Annotated in this window: 1 protein-coding gene; it reads right to left on the bottom strand. The window is 72.3% G+C overall.

Annotated features, from left to right (window positions below; all coding sequences use genetic code 11):
• A partial coding sequence (locus AB1L30_RS00485) for a carboxypeptidase-like regulatory domain-containing protein (protein WP_367011392.1) occupies nt 1-361 on the bottom strand: 361 nt, incomplete at both ends.

The raw sequence follows: 361 nt of genomic DNA, 5'->3' as shown, positions 1-361 counted from the left end.
GGTCGAGGCCGTCGAGGATGGCTCGGATGCGGTAGGAACCGCTGGGCAGTTCGGTGAACCGGGCCAGGCCAGTCTCGTCGGTGGTCGCGGCGAAGTCGATCGATTCGTCCCAGCCGGGAGTGACGAGCAGGGCCGTCCCCGGGGCGGGCCGGCCGTCGGCATCGCGCAATTGGATCTGGAGCGTGGCGGGCCCGCGACGGACGGCGCGGAGCGGGATCGGCTCCCCATTTGGCTCGGCGGCGGAGACGGCGACCTGGGCGGTGGCCTCGTAGAAGGGCTCGGCGCGGTCGGGGTTGGGGTGGAGCTTCGAGTCGCGGAACCGGACGAGGACCTGGTGGATTCCCGCGGCCTGGAAGGCGTG

Source organism: Bremerella sp. JC817, from assembly GCF_040718835.1.
Taxonomy (GTDB): domain Bacteria; phylum Planctomycetota; class Planctomycetia; order Pirellulales; family Pirellulaceae; genus Bremerella.
This window is presented reverse-complemented; position numbering and strand designations above follow the sequence as displayed.